21 protein-coding genes and 1 pseudogene are annotated in these 16,067 nt (G+C 37.9%); 15 read left to right on the plus strand and 7 right to left on the minus strand.

From position 1 onward, the window contains the following. Positions 1-157 precede the first annotated feature (157 nt). Positions 158-832, minus strand: coding sequence for a class I SAM-dependent methyltransferase (locus tag M3225_RS14665; RefSeq protein ID WP_251394899.1), 675 nt, complete (start codon positions 830-832; stop codon positions 158-160). Positions 833-963: 131 nt separating this feature from the next. Here M3225_RS14665 and M3225_RS14670 point away from each other — a divergent pair, with 131 nt between their 5' ends. From M3225_RS14670 to M3225_RS14685, 4 genes are read left to right on the plus strand one after another with little or no spacing between them, the layout of a single operon-like run. Further along, complete coding sequence (locus tag M3225_RS14670) at positions 964-1,191, plus strand: LysR family transcriptional regulator (protein WP_251394901.1); 228 nt, start codon at positions 964-966, stop codon at positions 1,189-1,191. Beyond that, positions 1,157-1,552, plus strand: a complete 396-nt coding sequence (locus M3225_RS14675) for a LysR family transcriptional regulator substrate-binding protein (protein ID WP_251394903.1) — start codon at positions 1,157-1,159, stop codon at positions 1,550-1,552. Before M3225_RS14670 ends, M3225_RS14675 begins: the two co-directional genes overlap by 35 nt. A 54-nt stretch (positions 1,553-1,606) precedes the next feature. After that, the gene (locus tag M3225_RS14680) at positions 1,607-1,834 is read left to right on the plus strand and encodes a substrate-binding domain-containing protein (protein ID WP_251394905.1); all 228 of its coding nucleotides are present in this window, start codon (positions 1,607-1,609) and stop codon (positions 1,832-1,834) included. Between the two features lie 32 nt (positions 1,835-1,866). Then, positions 1,867-2,220, plus strand: a complete 354-nt coding sequence (locus M3225_RS14685) for a DUF4181 domain-containing protein (RefSeq protein ID WP_251394907.1) — start codon at positions 1,867-1,869, stop codon at positions 2,218-2,220. A 37-nt stretch (positions 2,221-2,257) separates the two neighbouring features. Here M3225_RS14685 and M3225_RS14690 read toward each other — a convergent pair whose 3' ends face one another. Further along, positions 2,258-3,190: an aldo/keto reductase gene (locus M3225_RS14690; RefSeq protein ID WP_251394909.1), complete on the minus strand. Its 933-nt coding sequence runs from the start codon at positions 3,188-3,190 to the stop codon at positions 2,258-2,260. 187 nt (positions 3,191-3,377) lie between these two features. Further along, a complete protein-coding gene (locus tag M3225_RS14695; protein ID WP_251394912.1) occupies positions 3,378-4,091 on the minus strand; it encodes a suppressor of fused domain protein in 714 nt (237 codons plus the stop codon). A gap of 181 nt (positions 4,092-4,272) precedes the next feature. Between M3225_RS14695 and M3225_RS14700 the strand changes: the two genes are divergently transcribed. Next, the gene (locus M3225_RS14700; protein ID WP_251394914.1) at positions 4,273-4,419 is read left to right on the plus strand and encodes a hypothetical protein; all 147 of its coding nucleotides are present in this window, start codon (positions 4,273-4,275) and stop codon (positions 4,417-4,419) included. A 44-nt stretch (positions 4,420-4,463) separates the two neighbouring features. Here M3225_RS14700 and M3225_RS14705 read toward each other — a convergent pair whose 3' ends face one another. Together M3225_RS14705 and M3225_RS14710 are read right to left on the minus strand one after the other, a co-directional pair. Further along, a complete protein-coding gene (locus tag M3225_RS14705; protein ID WP_251394916.1) occupies positions 4,464-4,619 on the minus strand; it encodes a hypothetical protein in 156 nt (51 codons plus the stop codon). Positions 4,620-4,746: 127 nt separating this feature from the next. Further along, a complete protein-coding gene (locus M3225_RS14710; RefSeq protein ID WP_251394918.1) occupies positions 4,747-5,457 on the minus strand; it encodes a M50 family metallopeptidase in 711 nt (236 codons plus the stop codon). 202 nt (positions 5,458-5,659) lie between these two features. Here M3225_RS14710 and M3225_RS14715 point away from each other — a divergent pair, with 202 nt between their 5' ends. From M3225_RS14715 to M3225_RS14735, 6 genes and pseudogenes are all read left to right on the plus strand, one after another. Continuing rightward, positions 5,660-6,859, plus strand: coding sequence for an amidase (locus M3225_RS14715; protein ID WP_251394920.1), 1,200 nt, complete (start codon positions 5,660-5,662; stop codon positions 6,857-6,859). Continuing rightward, positions 6,856-7,740, plus strand: coding sequence for a fumarylacetoacetate hydrolase family protein (locus M3225_RS14720; protein ID WP_251394922.1), 885 nt, complete (start codon positions 6,856-6,858; stop codon positions 7,738-7,740). The genes M3225_RS14715 and M3225_RS14720 overlap by 4 nt, the downstream gene beginning before the upstream one ends. 198 nt (positions 7,741-7,938) lie before the next feature. Further along, the gene (gene galE, locus M3225_RS14725; RefSeq protein ID WP_074678814.1) at positions 7,939-8,919 is read left to right on the plus strand and encodes a UDP-glucose 4-epimerase GalE; all 981 of its coding nucleotides are present in this window, start codon (positions 7,939-7,941) and stop codon (positions 8,917-8,919) included. Between the two features lie 229 nt (positions 8,920-9,148). After that, the gene (locus tag M3225_RS14730) at positions 9,149-9,331 is read left to right on the plus strand and encodes a DUF3973 domain-containing protein (protein ID WP_013055747.1); all 183 of its coding nucleotides are present in this window, start codon (positions 9,149-9,151) and stop codon (positions 9,329-9,331) included. Between the two features lie 192 nt (positions 9,332-9,523). Continuing rightward, positions 9,524-9,748 (plus strand): annotated as a pseudogene (locus tag M3225_RS29940) (PAS domain-containing protein); the annotation flags it as partial. 9 nt (positions 9,749-9,757) lie between these two features. Continuing rightward, positions 9,758-10,264 carry a diguanylate cyclase domain-containing protein gene (locus M3225_RS14735; RefSeq protein WP_374109836.1) on the plus strand — a complete coding sequence of 169 codons (507 nt, stop codon included), beginning with the start codon at positions 9,758-9,760 and terminating at the stop codon, positions 10,262-10,264. Positions 10,265-10,286: 22 nt separating this feature from the next. Here the strand turns inward: M3225_RS14735 and M3225_RS14740 are convergent, their stop codons facing one another. Beyond that, on the minus strand, positions 10,287-10,601 hold the full coding sequence (locus M3225_RS14740; RefSeq protein WP_013055757.1) for a winged helix-turn-helix transcriptional regulator: 315 nt from the start codon (positions 10,599-10,601) through the stop codon (positions 10,287-10,289). Positions 10,602-10,890: 289 nt separating this feature from the next. Here M3225_RS14740 and M3225_RS14745 point away from each other — a divergent pair, with 289 nt between their 5' ends. Together M3225_RS14745 and gdh are read left to right on the plus strand one after the other, a co-directional pair. Beyond that, a complete protein-coding gene (locus M3225_RS14745; protein ID WP_025749619.1) occupies positions 10,891-11,742 on the plus strand; it encodes a RhaT/GlcU family sugar-proton symporter in 852 nt (283 codons plus the stop codon). A gap of 62 nt (positions 11,743-11,804) precedes the next feature. Then, positions 11,805-12,590, plus strand: coding sequence for a glucose 1-dehydrogenase (gene gdh / locus M3225_RS14750; RefSeq protein ID WP_014461262.1), 786 nt, complete (start codon positions 11,805-11,807; stop codon positions 12,588-12,590). Positions 12,591-12,769: 179 nt separating this feature from the next. Here the strand turns inward: gdh and M3225_RS14755 are convergent, their stop codons facing one another. Then, positions 12,770-13,732 (minus strand): bile acid:sodium symporter family protein, encoded by a 963-nt coding sequence (locus tag M3225_RS14755; protein WP_251394926.1) that lies wholly within the window; start codon positions 13,730-13,732, stop codon positions 12,770-12,772. 201 nt (positions 13,733-13,933) lie between these two features. On the opposite strand from M3225_RS14755, the gene M3225_RS14760 reads away from it, so the two are divergent. Both M3225_RS14760 and M3225_RS14765 read left to right on the plus strand, forming a co-directional pair. Next, the gene (locus M3225_RS14760; protein ID WP_251394927.1) at positions 13,934-14,134 is read left to right on the plus strand and encodes a DUF3311 domain-containing protein; all 201 of its coding nucleotides are present in this window, start codon (positions 13,934-13,936) and stop codon (positions 14,132-14,134) included. Beyond that, positions 14,131-15,585, plus strand: a complete 1,455-nt coding sequence (locus M3225_RS14765) for a sodium:solute symporter family protein (RefSeq protein ID WP_251394929.1) — start codon at positions 14,131-14,133, stop codon at positions 15,583-15,585. The genes M3225_RS14760 and M3225_RS14765 overlap by 4 nt, the downstream gene beginning before the upstream one ends. Positions 15,586-16,067: the final 482 nt, after the last annotated feature.

Here is a 16,067-nt window from a genome sequence, read left to right on the forward strand (position 1 = left end):
AATTTAAAAATTCAGAAGAACGAAGCTATTATTAGATATACGAAATTGGAAAAGAAGTATGCGTAGTTTTAGGGAATTAAATAAATATTCTTATTCGAATATAGAGAGAGGAGGAGTAAAAAAACTACTTGCAAAGAGACAAGTAGTTTTTAAACAGTTATTTTTGTGCATACATCACAACAAAATTAAAAAATTTATAGATACAATCTACCGTGCTAAAACCGCTAGATGTTAACCAATTTAGCTGATCGTGTAAAGTTGCCATTTTATCTAACTTCGTACGTTCATAAGCAGCTTCAATCTGCTCATGAGTTAATCCACTTGAGGCAATTCTTTCACTCCAGTCCTTTTTATATAACTCTTCAATAAGAGAAGAGTGACCTAATACTTGATCGGCATTGATAAATATTCCTCCTGCATGCAGCAAATCAAAAATTTGCCCATACAGCTTTTGCTTTTGTTCGTCTTCTAAATGATGAATAGCAAGTGAAGAAATCACAATGTCAAATGAGTGCTCAAATTCGTAGCTTGTTATATCTGATACAATAAATTCCATATGCTGTTCATTTTTAAAGCGCTGCTTGGCTTTTTCAAGCATTTGATCTGATACGTCAATCAACGTGAAATGAGCATCTGGGTATTTTTCTTTGACAAAAGAAGAAAACAATCCTGTACCTGCTCCGATATCAAGTACGCGAAGCGGCTTTTTTGAAAAGTGAAGAAGTGAAACGGGAATGGAATAAAAATCAAAAAAACAAGGAATTAGTTTGCGGCGCTGCTCATCATACTGAGAAGCATGAGCATTAAATTTTTCTTTAACGTTATTTTTCATTTTTACAGCTCCTTTATTTGGTAATATTGAGATACATATATCGTATAGAAGTTTGATAGAAAAGAAAACAAACAAAAATAAGCAGTATTGATTCCAGTTTGTTATGAATAGAAAGAGATGGAGAGAAGAAAATGGAGATCAATTGGTTAAAAACATTCATCATAGCAGCTTCTTATGAAAATTTCAGGCAAGCGTCTGAAGATTTATTTTTAACACAGCCTGCTGTATCAAAGCATATTCAGCGACTGCAGCAAGAGCTAGGCGCTGAGCTTTTCGAAAAAAAAGGTAAATATATAGCGCTGACTGAGGCAGGACGCTTTTTTTTTGCCTCATGCTCAAAAAATGGTGAGAGCATATGAAGAAGGAGTAGAGAATTTTAATTTATGGAAGCAAGGATATAACCGAAAACTGACTATATCCGCTGCTCCTCAAATAGCAGCATCTGTTTTACCGAGCCTAATCAAACAATTTGTAGAGAGGTATCCCCACATTGAAGTCACTGTTAATATCACAAATTCGTTTCAAGTGGGAAAAGACATCAACGACAGAAAATCAGATATTGGACTAACAAGAATGCTTCCAGGTCAGGCAGACGTTTTTTATGAGTTAATTCATAAAGAAAAAGCAGTCTTAGTTGCACCTTTTTCTGTAGGAACACGTACGGAACAGGAACTGTTATCTTCCTACCGGCTGCTTACGAATAATCATCCTGTTTATTAGACAGATCTGCTTATTTAAATAAAAGCTTGTTATCCTCACATTCAGCTGCTTCCTGTGACGCAAGTAGAAATTACAAAGCGCTTTATTGAAGAAGGCCTAGGCGTATCTTATTTGCCGTTTTCTATGGTGAAAGAGGAAGTTGAAAATCAAACGTTAAGCGTGATTTCACAGCAAAAAATTATCCGGCCTTCTTCTGATACGTATATCGTAACGAAAGGCGAAACAGAAGAAATAAAGCAGTTTAAGCACTTTGTAGCTGAGACCTTAACAGAAACTAGCTGAAATGGTACCATAAAAAGGAAATGAGGATGATGATGTATATATTGATAATGCTAGTAGCAGCAGCGGTTTTAGTAGACTTTATCTTAAGAAAAGTGCTTGATATACCTCGCAGCAAATTTTGGGGAAAATATGAGTATGAGAGTCTAGCTTTAGGACGATGGGATAAATATGTGATGGTAGCTTTTGTCCTTTTTCTGGTATTGGATATGATCTTTATGTTTGTAGAGCCTTATATCGTGTCTTGCCTATTTTTAGTCGCGGCTATTTTGCTGAAAAGTATAGATGAATGGAAATATAAACAAGAAACGAAAGAGTACATAACAAGCTTTGTACAGCTGGGATTCTTCCTTATGGCTTTTGTTCTATTAGCCAGTGGAATGGTATAGAAAAAAGAGCTTTACCTAAGGCAAAGCTCTTTTTGTGTTATTTAAAAATATGATCAATGTCTTTAATTTCAGAAAAAGTGAGCTGAACATCTAATGTTTTTAAATTATCGAGTACTTGCTCAGCGCGTTTTGCCCCCGGAATTAATACATCAATTGAATCGCGCGTTAAGTACCAAGCCAGAACAAGGTGAGCTACTTCTACGCCTTTTGCGTTAGAGATTTGACGAAGACGCTCTACTTTTTCTAGATTTTGCTGAAATGCTTCTCCGATAAAATGAGGCATATCTTCGCGTAAGTCATTAAACTTTGTATTTTTATCGTATTTCCCAGCAAGTAAACCAGCAGCTAGCGGGAAGTATGGAATAAATGAAATTTGATTTGCAGCGGTATAAGGTAAAATATCGTTTTCTGCTTCTCGTTGAATTAAGTTATATTGGCCTTGTACCACGTCTACATAACCATCTTTATTTGCTTCTTTTAACTGATCTAATGTGAAGTTTGATACGCCAATAGAACGGATTTTTCCTTCATCTTTTAATTCTTTTAACGCACCAACCGCTTCGTCTTTGGGTGTGTTTTTATCTGGAAAGTGAATATAATATAAATCGATATAATCTGTTTGAAGGCGTTTTAAGCTATCTTCAACCGACTGTTTTAAAAACGCAGGAGAATTGTCTAGCAGTACCTCATCTCCAACAATTTTATGTGCTCCTTTTGTGGCGATAACCGCTTCTTCACGATTTCCACGTTCTTTTAGTACTTCACCAATTAATTCTTCAGAACGTTTTGGGCCATAAATGAACGCTGTATCAAGTAGGTTTATGCCATTATCTAGCGCCTTATGAACAAGGTCTTTGCCGACTTCTTCGTTTAGGTTAGGATATAAGTTATGTCCTCCTACAGCATTTGTTCCCAGTCCAATAGGATTAACATATAATTCGGATTTTCCAATCTGCACTTTTTCTGCCATGTCTAACGTCCATCTCCTTTTTTATATCTTCTTTTTTACTATAGCAAAATATCCCATGAATCAAAAATAGTACGCTCATATTAAAAACACTCTTAAAGAAAAGTATGTGAACTAAAGTTTTATACAAATAGCAGTTATGTTCTGTAAATCTTTATTTTCAATAGTAGAAATAAAAAAAGAACCTCTTCTAAATAAGAGATTCTCTTTTAGTCATGGTAATATGATAACTTTTTGACAGCTGAAATGTTTCAGCGAGTTGCCTGCGTCCTTGCGCTCCTTGTTCGCGCACGTAGTCTAATTCGCTTGGTGTAAGCAACTTCATGCTAATCAGTTTGATAGATTCATAAGGTAAAGAGAGGCTAGCTGAAATAGAAGGAGACTGAACGCCTAGTAATACACCAATTTCTCCGTTTTTATTTACAAAATGAGACGGTACGTCCAAATCAGTAAATTCAATTGAAAGAACATCATACTGCATGAATAGTTCTAGCATATTAGGATGAGCGGCGACATTTTGACTCATTTGATAAAGAAGGTCAAATGCCCAGTGATCCTGAATATCAGATAAAGGCCCACGCAAAAATTCATCATCACATTCGATATAGAATTCTAATCCTTTTCCTTGCTTTCGGTTCTTTTCTTCAAGGAATTGAAACGGATCAGATAAGCCGTCGCTTGCTAGAATAACCGTCTCTGTTTTTTGAACACGAATAAATGTTTGACGTCCAGACGGCCAAGCAGGTCCGCCAAAAAACATGGGATTTAACAAATGAGTTAATACGTCTCCGTCTACATGTCCAATTGTGTTCCAGTAGTCTTTTCTTTTGGAGATGGATTCCTCAAGAACACGCTCTAATTCTTTTTCCTGCTTCTTTTGCTTCCACTTTAAAAATAATGACAAGTATCCCACACCTCTTTACGACTTCATAGTACCCAATATATACCTCATTAAGGGAATTCGTAAACCATTATTTAGTGCATAAAAGTAAATTGTTCCTTTAAATTATAAAATTTCCAAAGTTTTCTCATGAAGATTATAGAATTTTGTCCTTAAGTTCAAAAATAAGGGTGGGAAAACTGACATGAGTAAAGCTACAATGGAACGGAATTGGAAAGATGGAAGGCGAAAAACTCAGAACGTAAATGAAGAGATACCGCTCAATCGGGTATGGCGTCAAAAAAAGAAGTTTAAAACGTTTGAAGAGTGCACAGCTTACGGGGCAAGATAAGCTGTGGTTGATGTAATACGCAGAAAATAACTATGGTTGCTAGACTATTTTTCTTTTGCTCTTTTAATAAGTAGAAAGAACAAAGTAATCAAGATGAAATAGTTTAACGGATTTTTAAAAATATTCCCACCTAAAGCAAGTTGTAATAAAATCCATAAAGCAAATATGATTAATATAGCAGGTATAATAAGTGGATTCATTGCTAGCTCCTTTCAATCAATATGTGTAAAAATAGCAGAATACTCCCCTAAAAAATGGGGAGTAACATGTCAGCTTTTGTGTGTATTATTAATTTAAATTTTTACATTGTTTTAGCTAATTCTTTTCTTAATAAATCAGTTGAAAAATCAAATAAGCCACGTAGACGGCCTGTGCGAAAAATAAAAAACCCCAAAAGCGTGCTGAAAGATGGGTAAGCTGTTTTAAACTTGTAGCGTCACCTGCATCGTTTGGATATTTGATGCTTAATACAAAAATAATAAATGCAGAAAATAGAGATTCTACAAGTAACAGCGCACCAACAAACATCATGCTGTACCGCGTAAGCTGTGGATCTTGTAAATAATAAATGCCTCCGAGGATCAGACCGATAGAAAAAAGCCACGCAATTCCGTATCCGTTGCGTACCCAAAGCAGTAAATTAATAATAACAATACTCCCCAACCCGTAGAAAAGCCAGTCGTAGTGGTGGTGAACAAGTAAGTAGAAAAATAAATAAGCTATTACTGAGCTGAACGGGTAGCCGGCTAAAGCAATAATGACGCGCGGCAGCCATCCACGGGATCCTGCGTAGGTAGCAGTCACGGCTACACCTTCATTATTTGTATAAAGCTCAATGCGATTGACGCCTTTTCCGACAATAAGCCCCATTAATGCATGGCCATCTTCATGAAACATCGTATTTAAATTTGAAAAATAGCGTCCAATATGCCGAAGCAGTTTATTAATGCTAGGAGCAAATGAACCTATAAATGGAATACCTCTTGTTAGCACAAAAGCTAATAAAATAAATAAGAAAAGTGTAGTAGATTGTTCCATCGCGATAGTCCTTTTCATAAAATGATATGTTTCTACTTTACTCGCAAACGTGCTAAAAGGGAAATAAAACGCTAGTTTCTCTATGGAAAGAGAAGCTGGGAGATTTACATAATATTAATGTTAACAGACCTGACGCATTCATTGACCAACTTATTCCAAATTTTATATTCTAAACAGATATAAGAAATGAGGAGATGGTTGAATGAAAGATACGTGGAACGCATTTATAGACAGTGATCTTTACGTACCTCCAACGGGAACGGGAATGTTAAATAACTTGAGTTTTGCGTTAAAAGACGTATTTGATGTACAAGGACATAGATCAAGTGCAGGAAATCCAGATTGGCTCGCCACGCATCAGCCTGCAGCTAAACATGCAGACGTAGTAGCTACTCTTTTAAAAGAAGGAGCTGCACTAAAGGGAGTTACACATACCGACGAGCTTATGTACGGACTAAATGGAGAAAATGCGCATTACGGAACACCGATAAATCCAAAAAGCGCAGATAGAATTCCTGGGGGTTCTTCGAGCGGATCAGCGGTTGCTGTGGCAGCGGGAATGGCTGATTTTGCGATTGGAACTGATACGGGAGGATCGGTTCGAATTCCGTCAAGCTACTGCGGCATTTTTGGGTATCGTCCCTCTCATGGACGCATTTCTACAAACGGTCTCATTCCACTTGCTCCAAGCTTTGATACAGTCGGTGTAATGGCTAGAGACGGCCACACTCTGCAAAAAGTTGGATCGATTTTATTAAATTCAACGTCGCATGCTAGTGGATTTACACGATTACATGTACCAACCGACGTGATGGAACTTGTGGATGAACAAAGCATGCGAGCTCTTACACCATCTATTAAGCACGTAATGAAGCTTTTCTCTACTACAGAAGAGATAGCGATTGCCCCTCAGGGTTTTTCTACACATATGGAAACCTTCCGTTTGCTGCAAGGAAAAGAAATTTGGCAAACGCACGGAGAATGGATTCAAAAAGAAAATCCAACGTTTGGAGAAGACATTGGAAGCCGCTTTCAATGGGCTAGCACTCTTACATTATTAAATATGAATTATATAGAAGAAAAGCGTCGTGAACTTCGCTATTTTATGTACTCACAGCTTGGAGAAGAAGGAATATTAGTTCTCCCTACTGCTCCAGGGCCCGCGCCTGTAAAAGATGCAAAAGGTCCGGAATTAGAAAACAGAAGATTGCGAACACTTCAAATGACGTGTATTGCCGGACTAAGCGGTCTTCCGCAAGTTACGATACCTGCAGGAGAACTAGACGGCTTGCCACTCGGCTTATCTTTTATTGCAGGACACAACCAAGATGAAAAATTATTAAATTGGGTAAAAGAAAACAGCGATCGCATCATTCAAGCATCGGTAAGGAGCGTATCATGAAGTTAGTAAATATAATAGAGCAAGGGAAAGAACAAGCAGCTATTTTAGACAATGACAGCATTATGCTTATAGAAGATATTAATACTAAATACTTAACAAACTGGTCTACAACAATTTGGGATCTTATTCAATATAAAGAACTGCGCCACCTTGAAACATGGTATGCTCATAATAAATTTAGTATGAACAGCTCTCTTCCCGTAATGCACTTGCAAGACAGAAAACAAGCTCCTATCATTAGTAATCCGTCCAAATTATTAGGCATTGGATTTAATTATGCAGCTTCTGAAGAAAAAGTAAAGGACTACGATCGTGCGATTGATCCGGTGAGTTTTTTAAAGCCCGCAACCGCTATTATTGGACCGGGTGAAAGCATTCGTATTCCAAAGCAATCTTATAAAACAACAGCCGAAGCGGAACTGGCGGTGATCATCGGCGAAACATGTAAGGATATAGAGCCAGATGAAGCAATGAACGTAATTGCTGGCTATACGTCAGCAATTGACGTAACCGCAGCCGATATTCATGCGGCGAATCATCGCTACTTAATGCGAGCAAAAAGTTTTGATACATTTTGCAGTATAGGCTCAGAATTTATCACAAAAGAAAGTATATCAAATGTGAAAGCACTTCAAGTGCGCACATTGCTAAATGGAAACGTGCAGCATGAAAATATAGTGTCTAATATGATTTACGACATTGCGTACTGTATTTCATTTTTCTCAAAAGTCATGACGCTGCATCCGGGCGATATAATCTTAACAGGAACGCCGGGCCGGGCTGTTATTGAAGACGGCGACTGTATTGAATGCCATATTGAAGGGATGCTTCCATTAAAAAATAAAGTGAAAGATATGAAAAAAGTGCCTCAGCAAATATAAAAAGAAAACCCGTTGCTCACAAGCACGGGTTTTTAAATAGAAATAAACATCTTCACACTCAGTTCATAATTGTTAGATATACTAATTAAAAGATAGCAGTTGCACTACCGCATACTGAAAAATGAAATATTTACAAATTGAAAAGAAACGGGTACGATATCTGTAGCGACACTTAATAAAAAGGAGCTGACTGACAGTATGATTTTAGTCATCGGAGGAGCAGGCTATATCGGAAGCCACCTGGTAAAAGAATTAGTGAAAACAAATGAAGTTGTGGTACTGGATAATCTATCAACGGGGCATCGCTGGGCAATCGATGAGAAAGCGGTATTCGTAGAAGGAAATCTAGGTAATGAGAAAGATTTAGAAAGCGTATTCACAAATCATAAAATTGATGCTGTCATGCATTTTGCTGCTAATAGTTTAGTAGGGGAGTCAGTAACAGATCCTCTTAAATATTACCAAAACAACGTAGCTGCGACGTTAACACTTTTACAAACGATGATGAAGCACAATGTGAAAAAGTTTATTTTTTCATCTACTGCTGCTACATACGGTATTCCTTCTGTAGATATCATCACAGAAGATACGGCAACAAACCCAATTAATCCGTACGGACGTTCAAAGTTAATGATTGAACAGATTCTCGCTGACTTTGCAAATGCTTATGATATGGAATATGTTGTACTTCGTTACTTCAACGCAGCGGGTGCTTATGAAACAGCGGAAATTGGTGAGTGCCATGATCCTGAAACACATTTGATTCCAATCATTCTTCAGCACCTGCTTGGTGAACGTGAAAACATCTCTGTATTCGGCTCAGACTACGATACTGCAGACGGAACGTGCATTCGCGACTACATTCACGTAACGGACCTAGCAAATGCTCATATCTCAGCCCTTCAAGCACTGTTAGACGGCACCAAGAAAACAGCAACGTACAACCTTGGAAACGGCCTTGGCTACTCTGTAAAAGAAGTGATCGAAACGTGTGAAAAAGTAACGGGCAAAAAAGCGAATGTTGTAATGGCAGATCGTCGCGCTGGAGATCCGGCACGCCTAGTCGCATCTTCCGATAAAATTCACGCAGAATTAGGCTGGAAAGCGCAAATTTCATTAGAAAAAATCATCGCATCAGCTTGGAACTGGCATCAAAACAGCGCAAAAGTAACAAATTAATAAAAAAGCCTCTTTTCTCTTTGAAAGAGGCTTTTTTATTACGATTAAAATGATTTATGTTCTAAATAATCATTTTGAAAATCCAGTGGTTTAGCCCATGGAAAAGCCTTCTTCTTTGCGGACATTTTCCCTAAACAAGCACGACTTTTGTTCTTTTCCATATGATGTAGGTAAATATACCACTCACAACTATCCCCGTTTATAAAATAGTTCGCAAGGAGGTTATGATATGTATTACTGTGTAAGATGCTCCAAATTTCATGACGAACAGGAAAAAGAAAACATCTTTCAAAATGGTTTTTACATTGATCCCTATTTGCTTCAAAAAGTTCATCTGGGCATGTGCGTACACAAATCGCCGTCAATCAAACAAATGAGAGCCGTGGAACGATTTGAAACTAAAAAGATGTAGAATTCACATTCACAAATAAGAAGCTAGATCTAACTAGGTCTAGTTTTTTCAGTGGGTAATAGCTTTCTTCAGCTATCTTTCATGTAATATTAAGAGAAATTTAAGACAATCCCGCTATACTAGTTGTTAGACGTATACATAGGATATGGTACGTTAAGAAATTGAAACAACAGTCCGGTTTATAAAAAAGAAGATTTATTGGGGCAGTATTATCGAGATGCAGGGCTTCATCATGACCATTCTGAGCTGCTTGAGACAATAAAAAGCGGAAAAGTATGGCGAGGGGAGCTTGAAATGTGGACGAAGCATAATCAGTCATACTGGGTATCGAAAACAATTGTGCCGTTAAAAGATATAGACGGAAACATTACTCATTATGTATCCATTCATAATGATATTACCGATCAAAAAGCGCTAGAGAATAAACTGCATTTTGAAGCAACTCACGATAGTTTAACAGGACTTCCTAACCGGGCGATGCTGTTAAAAGAGTTAAACAAAGTGATTGAAAAAGGACAGCGGAAAAGCGATGAGTTTTTTGCGCTTTTGTTTCTCGACTGTGATAATTTTAAGCAAATTAACGATGAATATGGCCATCATATTGGAGACGAATTTCTAAAAGCGTACACGAAGAGATTACAAAGCTGTGTACGGAAAGGCGATCGCATTTATCGTTTGGGCGGGGACGAGTTCATCATTATTTTAAATGTAACAAATGGACGAGAAATTGAACAAATTACTAGGCGGATTCATGCGTCTCTTCAGCAAACTTGGAATGTACGCGGCTATTGGTTGCGCACAACAACTACCATTGGCGTGTCTATTTATCCAGAGGATGGGGAATCGGCTACTTTATTATTAAAAAATGCAGATGATGCGTTATACAAAGGGAAAAGAGAAGGGAAAAATAATTATATCCTCTACCAAACATAAAAAAGCCTCAGTGGAGGCTTTTTTATTTTATCCATGTTTTTGCCCACTTACTGACGGGCCCTAAGATCATACCAAGCTCTGATCCTTTTTTGGTTAAGATATATTCAATGCGAACCGGACGTTCAGGAATAACGTGCCGGATCACAATTCCTTCTTCTTCTAACTCTTTCATTCGTTCGGTTAACATTCGTTTACTTAAAGAAGGAATGCTGCTGTGAATTTCACTAAAACGTTTAGGTCCGCTCATAAGGACATAAATAATCAATCCATTCCATCTTTTTCCGATTATATCGAATGTTTTCCATACTTTTGGACATAACTCATCAAATTCATTCATTGATGCCACCTACTTTATCGTATATAGGGTATTAAAAGTAACTACTTTAAGTTTATTATATACTAACAATTGGATAATGAAAAGGCTATCTTTTTTTATTTTCAAAACTTTCAGTAGCTTGAAAACGCTGTATTGTAAAGAATTTAAAAAAAGTCACAAAATCGACATATTATTGTTGACGTATCAAAAAAAAAGGTCTAAGATTGGTTACATAAAGTTACCTAGTTAAATAAAAGGTACTTTAAATTTACAATTACATCAAGAGTTTGAGAAAGAAGGTTAGTATCAAATGGATATCCTTTTGGCTATTCTTCCTGCGATTTTCTGGGGAAGTATTGTCCTGTTCAACGTTAAATTGGGCGGAGGTCCTTACAGTCAAACGCTTGGGACTACAATCGGTGCGCTGATCTTTTCGGCCGTTATTTATTTCGTAGTTCATCCAGTATTGACACCGCTTATTTTTATTGTCGGAATCGTTTCAGGATTATTTTGGGCAGTTGGGCAAAGTAATCAGTTAAAAACGATTGATTATATTGGTGTTTCAAAAACCATGCCAATTTCAACTGGTATGCAGCTTGTGACAACATCACTGTTTGGTGTTATCGTGTTTCACGAGTGGTCAACAACAACAACCGTTATTTTAGGCGTGTTAGCTCTTATCTTTATTGTTATTGGTATTGTGTTAACATCACTAGAAAGCGAAAAAAATGCAGAGCAATCTGGACAATTCAAAAAAGGGATTATTACCCTTATTATTTCAACAATTGGATACTTAGTGTATGTAGTTGTCGCTCGTTTATTTAATGTAGACGGATGGTCGGCACTATTCCCACAAGCTATTGGTATGTTAATTGGTGGACTTATACTTACTTATAAACACAAACCGTTTAATAAATACGCAATTCGCAACATTATTCCAGGGCTGATTTGGGCAGCTGGTAATATGTTCTTATTTATCTCTCAACCTAAAGTAGGGGTTGCAACAAGCTTCTCATTATCACAAATGGGAATTGTTATTTCAACGCTTGGCGGTATCTTCTTATTAGGAGAAAAGAAAACAAAGCGTCAGCTTATTTCGATTACGATTGGTATTGTGCTCATCATTTTAGGTGGCGTATTCCTCGGAATGGCTAAAAGTTAACGTTTACGTAAAAGTTAATGATAGTATGTATGAATAAATGAAAACACTAGGAGGATTTTATTATGTATACAGATTTAAAAGATAAAGTAGTTGTAATTACAGGTGGATCAACAGGTTTAGGCCGCGCAATGGCTGTTCGTTTCGGTCAAGAAGAAGCAAAAGTTGTTATTAACTATTACAACAATGAAGAAGAAGCTTTAGATGCGAAAAAAGAAGTAGAAGAAGCAGGCGGTCAAGCAATCATCGTTCAAGGCGACGTAACAAAAGAAGAAGACGTTGTAAACCTTGTTCAAACAGCTATTAAAGAATTCGGTACATTAGACGTTATGATTAATAACGCTGGTGTTGAAAACCCAGTTCCTTCTCATGAGTTATCTCTAGATAACTGGAACAAAGTTATCGATACAAACTTAACAGGTGCATTCTTAGGAAGCCGTGAAGCAATTAAATATTTCGTTGAAAACGACATTAAAGGGAACGTTATTAACATGTCTAGCGTTCACGAAATGATTCCTTGGCCATTATTTGTTCACTACGCAGCAAGTAAAGGCGGTATGAAACTAATGACGGAAACATTGGCTCTTGAATATGCGCCAAAAGGTATCCGCGTAAATAACATTGGACCAGGTGCGATGAATACACCAATTAACGCAGAGAAATTTGCAGATCCTGTACAACGTGCAGACGTAGAAAGCATGATTCCAATGGGTTACATCGGTAAACCAGAAGAAGTAGCATCAGTTGCAGCATTCCTAGCATCATCACAAGCAAGCTATGTAACAGGTATTACATTATTTGCTGATGGCGGTATGACGAAATATCCTTCTTTCCAAGCAGGAAGAGGCTAATATAGTTTAGAATCGATGTAGAAAAAGAGACATGGCAAAAGCGCCATGTCTCTTTTTCTATACCTAAGCGAATGCCACCCCCCTGGCGGGGTTGGTGGCATTCGCTTAGTTAAAACCTTTTTAAGATCTTTTTAGGAAGATTCAAGGGAGTCTTCGTGCCCCTGTATAAATTTGTTGTATTAGCCAGCCATTTTTTTGTCAGATGAGGACTGGTTTTTGTCTTTTAGTTTGCTGAAGATAAAGGCAAGCACTGAGCCTGAGATGTTGTGCCAGACGCTGAAGATTGCGCTTGGGACAGCGGCTAGTGGCGAAAAGTGAGTAGAAGCAATGGTGACGCCCAGCCCTGAGTTTTGCATACCAACTTCCATTGCGACTGCTTTTTGTTTGGCTAGATCCATTCCGCACAAGCGGGCAAAGAAGAAGCCGATTGTGAAACCAAGAATGTTGTGAAGTACCACTACGGCAAAAATGATACCACCCGTTTTAGCAAGCTGTGCTTGGCTTCCTGCCACAACGGCAGATACAATCAGAACAATCGCGACTACTGAAACAAGTGGAAGAGCTTTGGAACTTGCCTCTGCGGCTTTTCCAAAAAACTTTTTGATCGTAAATCCAAGGGCAAGTGGAATGATGACAACTTGTATAATCGAAATAATAAGAGACATGATATCAATATTGACCCACTTGCTTGCAAATAATAAAATGAGAAGCGGTGTAACAATCGGTGCTAAAATGGTCGAAACAGAAGCGATTGCAACCGCGAGCGCAACGTTTCCTCGAGCCAAAAAGACCATTACGTTTGATGATGTGCCGCTTGGACAACAGCCTACTAAAATAACGCCCACTGCTATTTCTTTCGGTAAATGTAAGCCAATCGCCAAACCGAATGCGAGAAGCGGCATAATGATAAAATGTCCCACCACGCCTAGTGCTACTTCTTTCGGTCTTCGAAATACTTCACTGAAATCAGACGCTGACAGCGTTAATCCCATTCCAAACATGACAATTCCTAAGAGTGGAACGATGTACTTTCCAATCCATACAAAGTGCTCTGGGAATGAGTAAGCAATAACGGAAATTAAAATAACCCAAAGCGTAAATGTTTTTCCTGCAAATGTACTGATTTTCTCTATTGTTTTCATCTGTACGATACCTCCTGCGAACTATAAGAAGAAATTATACTATTTATTCAGAAAAATTAAAACAGTATTTTTATAAAATAGTACAGAATATTTTATCTTTTGGACATTATTTCAGTTTAAATGCAAGCATTCCTTCATTGAATGTACAGAATATGTGGTAATATAGAGAGGCTAGTTTTAGAAATTCGGAGGAGTTTGGTCATGAAATTTATCTATATTTTGTCTGTCCTTCCGTTCGTAGGCATATTAGGGTTTCTTCCTTTTGTTAATCGAGTGAGTCCGTTTGTTCTCGGTATGCCGTTCAATATGTTTTGGATGGTGATATGGGTGGTGCTTACGTCCATTATTTTAGGGGTTATGTATAAGCTTGATCCCAGAAATCGGGAAGGGGAAGAGGAATGAATAGTGCACTTATTATTATTTTACTATTTTTAGTTGCAGCTATTTTTCTTGGCATACGATCAACCAAAGGCAAGGATATGAACTTGGAGCAGTGGACGGTAGGCGGACGCGGTTTCGGGGCTATTTTAGTGTTTGTGCTGATGGCCGGAGAAATCTATACAACGTTTTCGTTTCTAGGCGGAAGCGGGTGGGCTTATGGAAAAGGAGCTCCTGCACTTTATGTCTTAATTTATATTAGCTTATCGTATGTCTTATCATACTGGCTTCTTCCGGTTATTTGGAAGTATGCAAGAGATCATAAGCTCGTCTCGCAGCCGGATTTTTTTGTAAGCAAATATAAAAGCCCTTACCTTGGTGTGCTTGTAGCTGCTGTCGGAGTGATTGCCGTCATTCCTGTTATTGTTGTGCAGTTAAAAGGATTAGGGATTATTGTATCGCAAGCATCATATGGTGCCATTTCGATGTCGGCAGCAATTTGGATGGGAGCCATCAGTTTAACGCTGTACGTCATGATATCCGGTATTCACGGTTCTGCATGGACGGCGGTTATCAAAGACATTATGATGCTTGTTGTCATTGGGTTTTTAGGTATTTATTTGCCTTTCCATTATTACGGAGGATACGGTCCGATGTTTGAGGCTGTGAATGCAGCGAAGCCAGGATTTTTAAAGTTTCCTGAACAAGGCTTAAGCGTCTCGTGGTTTATTTCGACCGTTATTTTACTAGTACTTGGTTTTTATATGTGGCCGCAGGTGTTTAGTTCAAGCTATACAGCGAAAAATGCAAAGGTATTTCGTAAAAATGCAATTATTAGCCCTCTTTATACGCTGATGCTGCTCTTTGTATTTTTTGTCGGATTTGCAGCTATTTTAAAAGTTCCTGGTTTAAGCGGAGGAGACGTGGATCTTGCGCTATTACGGATCTCGATCCAGACATTTGATCCTTGGTTTATTGGAATTATAGGGGGAGCCGGTTTGCTGACAGCGCTTGTGCCGGGGTCGATGCTGTTAATGAGTGCGTCGACGCTGCTGGCTAAAAATATTTATAAACCGTTTGTGCCTCAAGCAAGCGAAGCGCGTATTGCCGTTTTAGCGAAAAGCTTTGTACCGATCGTGGCCCTCATTTCCGTTTACTTTACACTAAACGGGGGAACGACGCTGTCAACGATTATTTTAATGGGCTATAGTCTAATGACACAGCTGTTTCCATCTCTGCTTTTTAGTTTGAAGAAAAACAACTTTGTAACGAAACAAGGAGCAGCGTGGGGAATTATTGCTGGAATTATTGTAGTAGCCTATATTACAATCAGCGGATCTACTATTGGTACGTTATTTCCGTCACTGCCTCAGCAAATGAAGGATATCAACGTCGGATTTATTGCGCTGCTTGTCAACTTTATAGTGATGTGGGCAGTCAGTATGCTCACGAAAAAAAACAGCGTTTCTGCATAAGAAGCGCTGTTTTTTCTGATTAAACAGCAAAGAGCCAAAGGAATATGCTCATCCTTTGGCTCTTTAAGTGGCTTTTAACCGATAATTTGTAAACTTCCTACATCAACTGATTTACGCTAAAGCGGGAACTCGGTCGTTATAGTAAATAACTTCCGATAGGATCTTACACCCTTTAATCTCCTGAAATGTCTTTTTCGCCTCTACCTCTGATTCAAATTCAAACATAGTCGGACTTTGGTTTTTCGAGTAAACGGTAATGATCCACATTGTAAAATAAGCTCCCCCTATAAAATAATAGTTTTCCTTTTTAATGTAGCTATCAGGTGATGTAATAATGAGTGAATAGTTGTGATACAGCCTCACATTTTAAAAGGTACTTCTACTATACAACAAAAATTACAAAATAAAACAAGAAAATCTAAAAAACTACAGAGAATAATGAAAGAGAATAAATAACTGTTTATATATGGGCTATATTTATA

The sequence above is a fragment of the Priestia aryabhattai genome, from assembly GCF_023715685.1.
In the GTDB taxonomy this organism is placed as follows: domain Bacteria; phylum Bacillota; class Bacilli; order Bacillales; family Bacillaceae_H; genus Priestia; species Priestia aryabhattai_B.

Coding starts and splice junctions, on each gene's coding strand:
- M3225_RS14665 (WP_251394899.1), bottom strand. CDS start 832: ATGAAAAATAACGTTAAAGAAAAATTTAATGCTCATGCTTCTCAGTAT.
- M3225_RS14670 (WP_251394901.1), top strand. CDS start 964: ATGGAGATCAATTGGTTAAAAACATTCATCATAGCAGCTTCTTATGAA.
- M3225_RS14685 (WP_251394907.1), top strand. CDS start 1,867: ATGTATATATTGATAATGCTAGTAGCAGCAGCGGTTTTAGTAGACTTT.
- M3225_RS14690 (WP_251394909.1), bottom strand. CDS start 3,190: ATGGCAGAAAAAGTGCAGATTGGAAAATCCGAATTATATGTTAATCCT.
- M3225_RS14700 (WP_251394914.1), top strand. CDS start 4,273: ATGAGTAAAGCTACAATGGAACGGAATTGGAAAGATGGAAGGCGAAAA.
- M3225_RS14705 (WP_251394916.1), bottom strand. CDS start 4,619: ATGAATCCACTTATTATACCTGCTATATTAATCATATTTGCTTTATGG.
- M3225_RS14710 (WP_251394918.1), bottom strand. CDS start 5,457: ATGGAACAATCTACTACACTTTTCTTATTTATTTTATTAGCTTTTGTG.
- M3225_RS14715 (WP_251394920.1), top strand. CDS start 5,660: ATGAAAGATACGTGGAACGCATTTATAGACAGTGATCTTTACGTACCT.
- M3225_RS14720 (WP_251394922.1), top strand. CDS start 6,856: ATGAAGTTAGTAAATATAATAGAGCAAGGGAAAGAACAAGCAGCTATT.
- galE (WP_074678814.1), top strand. CDS start 7,939: ATGATTTTAGTCATCGGAGGAGCAGGCTATATCGGAAGCCACCTGGTA.
- M3225_RS14730 (WP_013055747.1), top strand. CDS start 9,149: ATGTATTACTGTGTAAGATGCTCCAAATTTCATGACGAACAGGAAAAA.
- M3225_RS14740 (WP_013055757.1), bottom strand. CDS start 10,601: ATGAATGAATTTGATGAGTTATGTCCAAAAGTATGGAAAACATTCGAT.
- M3225_RS14745 (WP_025749619.1), top strand. CDS start 10,891: ATGGATATCCTTTTGGCTATTCTTCCTGCGATTTTCTGGGGAAGTATT.
- gdh (WP_014461262.1), top strand. CDS start 11,805: ATGTATACAGATTTAAAAGATAAAGTAGTTGTAATTACAGGTGGATCA.
- M3225_RS14755 (WP_251394926.1), bottom strand. CDS start 13,732: ATGAAAACAATAGAGAAAATCAGTACATTTGCAGGAAAAACATTTACG.
- M3225_RS14760 (WP_251394927.1), top strand. CDS start 13,934: ATGAAATTTATCTATATTTTGTCTGTCCTTCCGTTCGTAGGCATATTA.
- M3225_RS14765 (WP_251394929.1), top strand. CDS start 14,131: ATGAATAGTGCACTTATTATTATTTTACTATTTTTAGTTGCAGCTATT.